We start from the raw sequence: 11,038 nt of genomic DNA on the forward strand, positions 1-11,038 counted from the left end.
GGTTCGCTCGAGCCCGGCATGACCGTCGACGTGACCCGGGCCGACCACCGCAGCGCCCGCTTCACCGTCGACTCCGTGGACGTGTACGAGTCCGACGACTTCCCCGACCGGAAGGTGTACGGCGACACGGGCCGCCCCGAGCTGCGGATCATCACGTGCGGCGGCGGCTACGACCACGAGCGCGGCCGCTACCTGGGCAACGTCGTCGTCACCGCCCATCTGTCGTCGTCCTGAGGAGGACGCCATGACCACTGGCTGGGAGCACCGGCCCGCGCCCGTGCCCGCCCCCGGGCCCGGCAGCGAGTTCCTGCCCGTCCTGGACATCCCGCCGCCGGGGCGGCAGCGCCGCTGGACGGTGCTGCTGCGCTGGCTGCTGCTCGTCCCGCAGTTCGTGGTGGTGACCGTGCTGCTGATCGCGTCGTTCTTCGGGGCGATCGCCGGCTGGTTCGCGGCGCTGTTCCTCGGTCGGCTGCCGGACGGCATCCACCGGTTCCTCGGGTCGGTGCTCGTGTACGCGACCCGGGTCGACGCGAGCGCGCTGCTCCTGGTCGACCGGTACCCGCCGTTCGCGTTCTCGGCGCCCGGTCATCCGGTGCAGATCGAGCTGCGGGCGACGCCGCTGAACCGGCTCGCGGTGCTGTTCCGGCTGATCCTGATGATTCCGGCGGTGATCGTCGCGAACCTGCTGCAGGGCGGCTGGTTCGCCCTGAGCTGGGTGTTCTGGCTCATCACGCTGGTCCTCGGCCGGCTGCCCGGGCCGCTGTACGCGGCGACGGCCGCCGTCTGCCGGTACAGCATGCGGCTGAGCGCGTACGCGCACCTGCTGACGCCCGCCTATCCGAAGCGGCTGTTCGGGGACGGTGCCGGAGCAGGAGGTGCGTTCGGGCACCCGTCCGCTGCTCCTGGAGACGCCGGCCAAGGTGCTTGTGGTGCTCTTCCTGCTGCTCGGTCTCGCGGGCAACGCCGTCAACGGCGCCACCCGCTACGACGACGGCGACGACGAGGACGGCGGCCCGGGCTCCTACGGCTCCCCCACGGCTCCGCGGGCGCCCGGGCCGGGCTGATCAGGCCGCGCGCGGCGGCCAGTTGAGGATCGCCTTGGGGCGCGGCGGCGCGTAGGTGCGCACCTTGGACGTGGTCAGGCCGAGGCGGACCAGCGACTCGGCGACGGTCACGGCGGCGGCGACACCGTCCACCACCGGGACGCCGGTGCGGGCGACGACCTGCTCGGTCAGGCCCGCCATGCCGCCGCAGCCGAGGCAGACGACCTCGGCCCGGTCCTGCTCGACGGCGGCCGCGGCCTGTTCGACAATCGCGGCGACGGCGGCGTCCGGGTCGCGTTCGAGGTCGAGGACGGCCAGGCCGCTGGCGCGCACAGAGGCGAGCCGGTCGGTGAGCCCGGCCAGCCTGAGCCGGTCCTCGATGAGCGGCGCGGCCCGGTCGAGGGTGGTGACGACCGAGTACCTGTGCCCGAGGAACTGGGCGGTGCTGGCGGCGGCCTCGGTGATGTCGACCACGGGCACGTCGAGCAGTTCCTGGAGTCCCTCGCGGCCGTGCTCGCCGTACCCGGCCTGGATGACCGCGTCGTAGGGACCGGGGTGGGCCCGCACCTTCTCCATGACGGCGATCGCGGCCAGGTAGCTCTCGTAGTTGCCCTCGCAGGACTCCGGACCGAAGTCCGGGGTGAGCGGCACGATCTCGGTGCCGGGTGCCGCGACGGCCTGCGCGGTGGCGGCGATGCCCTTCGTCATCGACTCGGTGGTGTTGACGTTGGCGACGAGGATGCGCATGAGGGGTGCTCCCTGGACGGTGCGGGTCATTCGGCGGCGACGGCGATGGACTCGCCGTCGACGTGCTCGAAGGTCTGCGTGCGGTCGCTCACGGTCCAGTACGCGGCGGCCGCGAGGCCGGCGCCGATGAACCACGAGAAGCCGGAGATGCCGGAGAAGGCGGGCACGAGCGCGATGACCACGGAGATGACGGCGGCGGGCACGAAGACACCGACGGCCTTCGGGTTGACGCCGCGCCGGTAGTGGTAGGTGGACGCCGGGTCCTCGGTGTAGAGGTGCGGCACGTGGATCTGGGCGCGGCGCAGCAGCCAGTAGTCGGCCATGACGATGCCGAAGACGGGGCCGAGCAGGGCGCCGAGTCCCCCGAGGAAGTACGTGACGGCGACCGGGCTGTCGTACAGGTTCCACGGCAGGATCACGAGGCCGATGAGGGCGCTGACGACTCCCGCGCTGCGGAAGGTGAGGCGCTGCGGGAACAGGCTGACCAGGGTGTACACGGGCGCGACGAAGTTCGCGAGGAGGTTCACGGCGACGGTCAGCATGAGCAGCGCGAGGCAGGCGAGGGCGAGCAGGATCGTGCTCGGGATGCCCTGGACGACCTGGGTGGGGCTGGTGATGACCTGTCCGTCGATGCGGAACTGGGCGCCGCTCAGCACGGCGGCGATCAGCGCGAAGAACAGCATGTTGACCGGGATGCCGATCAGGTTGCCGCGGGCGATGGAGCGGTCGGAGGTGGCGTTGCGGGTGAAGTCGCAGAAGTTGAGGACGAAGGTGCCGTAGACGACGACCCACAGGGCGGCGGCCTCGAAGATGTGCAGCCACTGGGGACCGCCGGTGAAGGGGTGCCCGTTGTCGAGTGCGACGGAGGCGTCCGCCTTGACGAACATCCAGACGGCGAGGGCCAGCATGGTGACGAGTACGGTCGGGGCGGCCATCGCCATGTAGCGGCGGATGGCCTGCATGCCGAAGCTGACGATGAGGACCTGCACGACCCACAGGAACATGAAGCTGATCCAGCCGAGCGTGGAGAGCCCGAGGATCGCGTTGGTGTCGTACTGCGCGGCGCCGGGCCACAGGGCCTTGATGAGCGTGCGCAGCACCTGCGAGGCGAGGTAGGTCTGGATGCCGAACCAGGCGATGGCGGCGGCTCCGCGGACCATGGCGGGCAGTTGGGAGCCGCGCACGCCGAAGGCGATGCGGCTCATCACGGGGAAGGGGACGCCGGTGCGCGAGCCCATCCGACCGGAGAGGGTGAGGAGGACGAACAGCAGTCCGGAGGCGACGGCGAAGGCGATCAGGATGTCCCAGACGCTCATCCCGAGCGCGAACAGGCCCATCGCGAAGGCGTAGTTGCCGAGGCTGTGGACGTCGTTGCCCCAGAGGGTGAAGACGTTGTAGGCGCCCCAGCTGCGGCCCCGGACCTTGGTCGGTGCGAGGTCGCTGTTGTAGAGGCGGGGGCTGATGTCCACGCCGGCCGCCGTCGCCGCATCCGCCGTCCTGGACGGGGGCCGTTGCTGAGCAGTGGCCATGAAGACCCCTCCGCTTTCCGCTGTGCGAAATCACAGTTCCAGAGAATGTGAACTGGACGTTACGACGACGGTTTTCGGGAGGTCAACAGATTCCGGGCAGCCGCACCCTGGTGACATGCATCACACTGCTGGCACCTTGTATACCAGTGAAGGGCACACGTATAACCCCCTCGGACCGCCCCGAGGGGGCTCTACGACTACGGCATCTCCGCAGGTCAGGCCAGGGGTTCCTGAAGTTCGGTGACCCAGTCGTCGAGATTCTCCGGGCACTCCAGGTTGATCTCGCGCGGGTATCCCGCCGAACGGTGACCGTTCTCGTCGATCCAGTGGGCCAGCGCCTGGACGGAGGTCAGGACGGACTCCATCGAGCCCCGGTGGACGAGCGTCGCCGCACGCGTGACAGGAGGCAGATCGAGCACGCGCAGCCCGTCGTCCTCGCGCGGGTCGGCCGTCACCTCGACACCCGCATGGATGAGGACACCGCCGTCCGGCGCGTCCTCGTACCGGGCGACCCCGGGGCCGCTCGGGGCGATGCCCGCCGCTCCGAGGCGCCGGAACAGCTCCTCGTACAGCGGCTGGATCACCGGGCCGATGGTGTCGAAGTCCGGTGCGACCGCGGTCAGTTCGGCCACTCGGCGGCCGGGCAGGTGCTTGATGACGATGTCGTCGACGGACACGGCTGTCTCCCTCTCGATGGACCGCAGACGCGCCTCGACCAGACCGAGCCGGGCCGCCGTCGCCGCCATCTCCGCGGCGAGCTCGGCGCGCCGCAGACGCAGCATCGCCCGCAGCTGCGCGGCGTCCACCTTCTCGTCGAGGATCTCCCCGACCTGGGCGAGGGTGAAGCCGAGTTCCTTCAGCGCGATCAGCCGGTTGAGCCGGTCGAGCTGGGCGGCGGCGTAGTGGCGGTACCCGGTGACGGGGTCGACGTGGTCCGGCCGCAGCAGTCCGGTGGCGTCGTAGTGGCGCAGCATCCGGACCGAGACACGGCCGTGGCGGGCGAAGTCTCCGATCGTGAACATGATGTCTCCGAGTACACGGGCTCACACGGTGTCAGGGTCAAGCACCGCCCATCATGGTGCGGGCGGTGCGGTGCGGTCAGCCGCGGGTGAAGACCGCGACCGTGCGGGCCGGGACCCTGAAGGTGCCCGAGCCCTCGTCGTACGAGGAGGCGCGCACGACGGGGTCGGCGCCCTTGCGCTGGACCGGGTGGAGTCCGTAGGCGGTGCCGGCCGCGCCCGGCACCCGCTGGGCCTGTCGCTGCGGCGTGGCGTTCATGACGACCACCAGGTCGCCCAGGCGCATCGTGAGGACGCCGGGCGTCTCCCGCGTGCCGGACAGCGGGAAGGACAGCTCCTTCTGCACCTGCTCGGCGCTGCCGAGGTGGAAGGCCGGTTCGGCCGTGCGGATCCTCAGGAGGTCCTGGTACGCGGCGGACGCGCCGTCGATCCGGTCGCAGCCCGGCGCCTTCACCGACGCGAGCAGCGGCCCGGCGTAGGGCCACTTCGCCTCGTTGTCGGCGGCCGGCGGCAGTCCGCGGCCGAAGCCGTTGCCGTCGCGGCAGTCCCAGTGGATCGCGTTGAACCAGTCGCCGCTGTCGAAGGAGTTGCGGTCGAGGGACTTCGAGCGCAGCAGGTCGCTGCCCGCCTGGGAGAGCGCGGGGCCCTGCGAGAGCGTGGCCGTGGCCATCGCGAGGACCTGCATCCTGGCCCGGTCGCCGGCCGGGGTGTCCTTCGGGAGTTTGAAGGTCAGCGCGTCGTAGAGCGACTCGTTGTCGTGGGCGTCGACGTAGGCGAGGGCGTCGCCCGGGGCGGCGGCGTACCCGGCGGGCGCGCCGTTGTAGTCGACCTCGGAGCCCTTGACCTTCTTCCCGGCGCTGTCGGTGAACGTGTAGCCCGCCAGGCTCCCGGAGAGGCCGACCTTGATCAGGTCCTGGTAGTGCAGCAGCCGGGCCTTCTGCTCGGCGGCGGTGCCGTTGGCCTTCGCGCCGTTGGGGTCGGTGTACAGGCCGCTCGCGAAGCCCTGCACGCCCGGGTCCTCGTCGAAGGGGCCGCCGCCGCGCACCGCGTCGCGGGCCCGGTCGGAGAAGGTGGCGATGCCGGTGCCGGCCATGTTCTTCTGCGTGGCCTGCTCGAAGCGGGCGTCGTCGGCGATCTCGCCGAAGTTCCAGCCCTCGCCGTAGAGGATGATCTTCTTGCCGTCGACCCCGTCCTTCTGCGGGGTGAGGGCGTCGAGCGCCTTGCGGACGGCCAGGATGTCGGCCTTGGGGTGGTGTCCCATGAGGTCGAAGCGGAAGCCGTCGACCTTGTAGTCCCTGGCCCAGGTGACGACCGAGTCGACGACGAGCTTGCCCATCATGGTGTGCTCGGGCGCGGTGTTCGCGCAGCAGGTCGAGTTCGCGACCGTGCCGTCGGCGTTCAGCCGCTGGTAGTAGCCGGGGACGATCTTGTCGAGGACGGAGTGGTCGTCCTGGCCGGCCGCCGCCGTGTGGTTGTAGACGACGTCCATGACGACGCGCAGTCCGTCCTTGTTCAGCGACTGCACCATCTGCCGGAACTCGACGGTGCGCCGGGTGCCGTCCGGGTCGGAGGCGTAGGAGCCCTCGGGGACGGTGTAGTGCAGCGGGTCGTAGCCCCAGTTGTAGGCGTCCTGGGCCGCGCTCTCGGTGACGCACGCCTGCTGGCGGTCGCTGTCGGGGGCGTACGAGGCCAGGTCGCACCCGGGGGTGGACTGCTCGGACTTCCGCTCCGGGACGGTCGCGAGGTCGAACGCCGGGAGCAGGTGCACGTACGAGGTGCCTGCGTCGGCGAGCTCGCGCAGGTGCGTCGAGCCGGCGCTGTCCCGGTCGGTGAAGGCACGGTAGGTGCCCCGGTCCGCCGCGGGCACGGTGCTGTCCTCGACGGAGAAGTCGCGGATGTGCAGCTCCTGGATCTGCGCGTCCTTCATGGCGACGGCGCGGGGCTTCTTCAGGCCCGCCCAGCCCTCGGGGGCGAGCCCGCGGTCGGCGAGGTCGACGACGAGGCTGCGCTCCGAGTCGGCGGTGAGGGCGACGGAGTAGGGGTCGGTGACCTTGTTGGTGACGAGTTTCGCCACGCTCGGCGCCCACACCCGGACGGCGTACCGGTACGTCTTGCCGCGCCAGGCCGCGGCCGGGCCCGTGGCCGACCAGACGCCGCTCGCCGCGTCGCGGCGCATGCGGACGGTGCGTCCACCGAGGTCGAGCGAGACGGTGTGCGCGGTCGGCGCCCACACGGACAGCGTGACCTTGCCCCCGTGGAACACCGGGCCGAGCGAGGCCCTGGACGCCGCCCGCGCGTAGAGGTCGTCGAGTGCGCCGGGCAGCTGGACGCCGGTCGCCGCGAGGAGGGCGCCGTCCGCCGCCCGCTGGATCGCGATCAACTGGCCGCGCAGGGCGGCACGGACGCGGTCACGGTCGCGCGGGTCGATCGTGTAGGCCTGGTAGTCCTTCAGGTGCGGGTACTTCGCCTTCTGCGCGTCGGTGAGCGCGCCCGGCGTCATCCGCAGCCGGTGGCTCTCGCCGCCGATCGCACCGTCCTGGACGGTGATGCCGCCGTCGGGCGCGTAGACGAGCTGCTCGCTCGTGCCGGCGCCGCCCTTCACCTTCCACACGACGGTGTCGGCGTCGATCCACTGGGCCTCGGACGTGCCCAGGTCGACGGCGGTGCTCCGACCGGCGGACGGCTGCGCGTCGGACGGCGGGGCGGGGGCCGCGGCGCGGGCCGCGAGCGGCTGGGCGAGCGTGACCAGCAGGGCGGCGGCCGCGGTGTACGCGGCGGCCCGCCGGTGCGGGAAGGGACGGGTGCGGCTCAAGGCGTGAACTCCTCGCGGCATCAGGGCTCTTGGGAGGCGCGGACGCGGGGCAGCGGGGAGGAGCCCCGGTCCGCCGCGTGACGGTATCGCTTGCACGATCCTTGCTGCAAGAGTCCTGCAAGACTCAGAAAACTCTTTCAATCGGGCGGACGGGAGAGGGGCCGGTGCGGTGCACCGGCCCCTCTCCCGCCTTCTCAGGACGCGCGGTTACGCGGTCGTCCACCACACCGTCGTGTCCGCGGGCAGCTCGAACGTGCCCTCGGCCGACGCGACCGGTCCGGACGCGAGCAGGACCGTGCCGGGCACCGGGAGGCGGACCGGCGCGCCCGTCGTGTTCACCGTGCAGGCGAACCCGGGCCGCTCGAAGTGGAGTACGCCCTCGGGGGCGTCCTCGCGCCAGGTCACGCGGTCCCCCGCGCCGAGCCCCGGCGTGGCCCGGCGAGCCGCGATGGCCGCACGGTACAGCTCCAGGGTCGAGCCCGGCACGCCGCTCTGCGCCTCGACGCTGAGCTCGCCCCAGACCGCGGGCTGCGGCAGCCAGCTGCCGCCGCTCCCGAAGCCGTACGAGGAGCCGGTGCGGGTCCACGGGATCGGCACCCGGCAGCCGTCGCGGAAGCCGTCCTGGCCCGCGGCGCGGAAGAACGACGGGTCCTGGCGCACCTCGTCGGGCAGGTCGGTCACATCGGGCAGGCCGAGCTCCTCGCCCTGGTAGACGTAGGCCGAGCCGGGCAGCGCGAGCATGAGCAGGGTGGCGGCGCGGGCGCGGCGCAGGCCGAGCTCACGGTCGCCGGGGGTGCGGATCTGGGTGCCGAGGCCGGGCGGGTTGGCGTAGCGGGTGGCGTGCCGGGTGACGTCGTGGTTGGACAGCACCCAGGTGGCCGGGGCGCCGACGGGGCGCATGGCGTCGAGGGAGCTGTCGATGATGGCCCGCAGCTCGGTCGCCTCCCAGGGGGCGCCCAGGTACTGGAAGTTGAACGCCTGGTGCAGCTCGTCGGGGCGTACGTAGTGGGCGGTGCGCTCGACGGTCGGGGTCCACGCCTCGGCGACGAAGATCCGGCCGCCCGGCTGCCGCCGACCCGCCGCGGGCAGGCCTTCGGACTGCACCTCCCTCCGGTCGTACTCGTCGAGGATGAGACGCCACGAGCGGTAGACGTCGTGGACGCCGTCCTGGTCGAAGAACGGCATGACATCGTTTCCGAGCAGCTTGAGCTGGTCGCTGCCGCCGAGGTCGGGCAGGCCCTCGGCCTTGACCAGGCCGTGGGCGACGTCGATGCGGAAGCCGTCGACGCCCATGTCGAGCCAGAACCGCAGGATGGAGCGGAACTCGTCGGCGACGGCCGGGTGATCCCAGTTGAGGTCCGGCTGCTCCGGCGCGAAGAGGTGCAGGTACCACTCGCCGTCCGGGAGCCGGGTCCAGGCGGGGCCGCCGAAGATGGACTCCCAGTCGTTGGGCGGGAGTTCACCGTGCACGCCCTTGCCGGGGCGGAAGTGGTAGCGCTCGCGCAGGGGGGAGCCGGGCCCGTCGGCGACGGCCCGCCTGAACCACTCGTGCTGGTCCGAGGAGTGGTTCGGGACGAGGTCGACGATGATGCGCAGGTCCAGGGCGTGGGCGTCGCGGATGACCGCGTCGGCGTCGAGGAGCGTGCCGTACATGGGGTCGACGGCCCGGTAGTCGGCGACGTCGTAGCCGCCGTCGGCCTGCGGGGAGGCGTAGAAGGGGCTCAGCCACACCGCGTCCACGCCCAGGTCGCGCAGGTACGGCAGACGCTGCCGGATGCCTTCGAGGTCGCCGGTGCCGTCGCCGTCGCTGTCGGCGAAACTGCGCGGGTACACCTGGTAGATGACGGCGTCGCGCCACCATTCCGCGGCCGCGCGGGTGTCGCCGGCGGGGGCCGGTGCGGTGTCGGTGGGGTGCTGGCTCATGGTGTCCTTGCTGCGTGGGAAGCTGGCAACTGGTCGGTGGTGCGTGGGTGTTCAGCCCTTGGTGCCGCCCGCCGTGAGGCCGGTGACCAGGTGCTTCTGGACAAGGTAGAAGAAGGCCGTGACGGGGATCGCGATCAACACCGCGGTGGCGGCCATGAGGTTCCACTGGGCGTCGTGTTCGCTGACGAAGCTCTGCAGGCCGACCGCGAAGGTGTACTTGGAGTCGTCGAGCAGGAACGTCGAGGCGAAGGGCACCTCGGCGAACGCGGTGATGAAGCTGTAGAACGCGGCGACGGCGATGCCGGGCTTGGCGAGCGGCAGGATGAGCCGCCAGAAGGTGCCGAAGGGGCTGAGCCCGTCGATGCGTCCGGCCTCGTCGATGTCGATGGGGACGGTGTCGAAGTAGCCCTTCATCAGCCACGTGCAGTACGGCACGATCGTCGTGCAGTTGACGAGGATGACGCCCTGGTAGGTGTCGATGAGGCCGAGCTCCGAGAAGATCTCGTACATCGGCACGATGAGGACGGCGATGGGGAACGCCTGCGTGAGCAGCAGGGTCCACATCAGCGGCCGGTAGCCGGGGAAGCGCATCCGGGAGACGGCGTAGCCGGTGGTCGCCGCGAAGAGCACGCCGAGGACGGTGGTGCCGAGCGAGATGACGAGCGTCGACCGCATCCACTCGAAGAAGTTGGTGTGCGCCAGGACCTCGGAGTAGTTGGCGAAGGTGGCCTTGCCGGCGATCTCGCCGGGGTGCAGGTAGTCGTCCTTGTCCGGGCCGAGGGACAGGTAGACGAGCCAGATGACGGGGAAGAGCGCGACGAGGCTCGCGACGGCGAGGGTGCCGTGCGACAGGGCCCGGGCCAGGGGGCTGCGCTCGCCGCGGCGGCGCACCGTGGCGGTCCTGCCGCGGGCGGGGCCGCCGGTGCCGGTGCGCTGCGCGGGAATCTCGGGTGCGGTCGTGGTGCTCATGGTGGTGGCTCCTGCGGCGTCAGACGGCGAGCTGCTCATTGCGCTTCAACCAGCGGTAGTAGAACGTCGTGAACACGGTGAGGAGGGAGAGCAGCAGCACGCCGTACGCGGCGGACTGGGCGAACTCCCGCGGCTGCTGGCCGAAGCCGAGCCGGTAGGCCCACGTGACGAGGATCTGGGCGTCCGGCGCCGTGTTGCCGAACAGCAGGAAGATGATCGCGAACTGGTTGAAGGTCCAGATCACACCGAGCAGGACGACGGTGGAGCTGACCGACCTGAGGCCCGGCAGGGTGATGTGCCGGAAGCGCTGCCAGGCGTTCGCACCGTCCATCTCGGCGGCCTCGTAGAGGGAGGCGTCGATGGACTGCAACCCGCCGAGCAGGGAGATCATCATGAAGGGGACGCCGCACCAGGTGTTGACGAGGATCGCGGCGATCCGCTGGAAGGTCGGGTCCTCCAGCCACTGCGGCTGTCCCAGGTGCAGGGAGCCGAGCACCGAGTTGATGATCCCGGAGTCGGCGAGCATGATCCGCCAGGCGAAGACGGTCACGAAGGTGGGCACCGCCCAGGGCAGGATGAGCAGCAGCCGGTAGAGGGTGCGTCCGCGCATCTTCTCGTTGAGCAGCAGCGCGAGGCCGAGACCGATGCAGTAGTGCAGGGCGACGCAGACGGCCGTCCAGACGACGGTCCAGATGAAGTGGGACCAGAAGCGGTCGTAGGCGGCGGGACCCCACAGGATGTCGGCGTAGTTGTCGAGGCCGATGAACTGGTAGGTGGCCTCGATGTGGTTGACGCCGATCGTCCGGGCGGAGTTGAGGCTGTCGGCGTCGGTGAGTGTCAGGTAGAAGCCCCGCACGAGCGGGTAGCCGACGAGGACGCCGAGCACGACGACCACCGGGGCGATCATCGCGTACGCGTACCAGTACTTCCGGTAGGAGTCCTTGAAGCGCTGGATCGGTCCGGGGCGCGGCGGGCGGCTCTGGGTGGCCGGTCGGA

Annotated in this window: 8 protein-coding genes and 1 pseudogene; 2 read left to right on the top strand and 7 right to left on the bottom strand. The window is 71.1% G+C overall.

What is annotated here, in order from left to right; translation table 11 throughout:
- A partial coding sequence (locus GTW43_RS03950) for a sortase (protein WP_161300211.1) occupies nucleotides 1–234 on the top strand: 234 nt, incomplete at its 5' end.
- 10 nt (nucleotides 235–244) lie between these two features.
- Nucleotides 245–1,064: pseudogene (locus GTW43_RS03955) on the top strand (DUF4389 domain-containing protein).
- Here GTW43_RS03955 and GTW43_RS03960 read toward each other — a convergent pair.
- The 7 genes from GTW43_RS03960 to GTW43_RS03990 form a co-directional block, all read right to left on the bottom strand.
- Nucleotides 1,065–1,790, bottom strand: coding sequence for an aspartate/glutamate racemase family protein (locus GTW43_RS03960; protein ID WP_161300212.1), 726 nt, complete (start codon nucleotides 1,788–1,790; stop codon nucleotides 1,065–1,067).
- Nucleotides 1,791–1,816: 26 nt separating this feature from the next.
- Nucleotides 1,817–3,319, bottom strand: a complete 1,503-nt coding sequence (locus GTW43_RS03965; protein WP_161300213.1) for an NCS1 family nucleobase:cation symporter-1 — start codon at nucleotides 3,317–3,319, stop codon at nucleotides 1,817–1,819.
- Between the two features lie 215 nt (nucleotides 3,320–3,534).
- Entirely contained in the window at nucleotides 3,535–4,341 is an 807-nt protein-coding gene (locus tag GTW43_RS03970; protein ID WP_161300214.1) for a MerR family transcriptional regulator, read from the bottom strand.
- Nucleotides 4,342–4,417: 76 nt separating this feature from the next.
- The gene (pulA, locus tag GTW43_RS03975) at nucleotides 4,418–7,150 is read right to left on the bottom strand and encodes a pullulanase-type alpha-1,6-glucosidase (protein WP_343245892.1); all 2,733 of its coding nucleotides are present in this window, start codon (nucleotides 7,148–7,150) and stop codon (nucleotides 4,418–4,420) included.
- Between the two features lie 207 nt (nucleotides 7,151–7,357).
- Nucleotides 7,358–9,073 (bottom strand): glycoside hydrolase family 13 protein, encoded by a 1,716-nt coding sequence (locus tag GTW43_RS03980; protein WP_161300216.1) that lies wholly within the window; start codon nucleotides 9,071–9,073, stop codon nucleotides 7,358–7,360.
- 51 nt (nucleotides 9,074–9,124) lie between these two features.
- Nucleotides 9,125–10,042, bottom strand: coding sequence for a carbohydrate ABC transporter permease (locus tag GTW43_RS03985; RefSeq protein ID WP_161300217.1), 918 nt, complete (start codon nucleotides 10,040–10,042; stop codon nucleotides 9,125–9,127).
- Between the two features lie 19 nt (nucleotides 10,043–10,061).
- Nucleotides 10,062–10,997, bottom strand: a complete 936-nt coding sequence (locus tag GTW43_RS03990; RefSeq protein WP_343245893.1) for a sugar ABC transporter permease — start codon at nucleotides 10,995–10,997, stop codon at nucleotides 10,062–10,064.
- Nucleotides 10,998–11,038: the final 41 nt, after the last annotated feature.

Origin of the sequence: Streptomyces sp. SID5785 (genome assembly GCF_009870065.1) — a bacterium.
GTDB lineage: Bacteria > Actinomycetota > Actinomycetes > Streptomycetales > Streptomycetaceae > Streptomyces.